The sequence below is a fragment of the Pseudomonas sp. E45-MNA-CIBAN-0222 genome (assembly GCF_040310405.1).
Taxonomy (GTDB): domain Bacteria; phylum Pseudomonadota; class Gammaproteobacteria; order Pseudomonadales; family Pseudomonadaceae; genus Stutzerimonas; species Stutzerimonas stutzeri_AC.
Genome location: NZ_JBEOPU010000219.1, coordinates 1 through 241, shown reverse-complemented (window position 1 = coordinate 241; position 241 = coordinate 1). Strand labels below are relative to the sequence as shown.

Below are 241 nucleotides of genomic sequence, written 5' to 3'. Positions count from 1 at the left end.
GGCCAGAGATATCTTTTGCCATGTTGGCGATTTTGTCCTGTTGAGTTAATAACTCAAGCAAGTCGGTCCGTTCAACAGGCATGAATAATCCACCAGGAAGAGTCAGGCGAATTTCACGTTTAAGTGAGTCAGCGTCTTTTTCCAGCAAACTAATTTTTTTGCGTATCTTTATCGCTTCATCCCAGTCACCTGAGATAGTTGCGTCAAAGAAAGGAACAAGAAGTGATGCACACTCATGTAC

The 241-nt window shown here is 42.7% G+C and carries 1 protein-coding gene; it reads right to left on the bottom strand.

The window, feature by feature from the left end; translation table 11 throughout:
- On the bottom strand, positions 1–241 hold a 241-nt coding region (locus AAEZ08_RS23400; protein WP_500125241.1), incomplete at both ends, for a DUF47 family protein.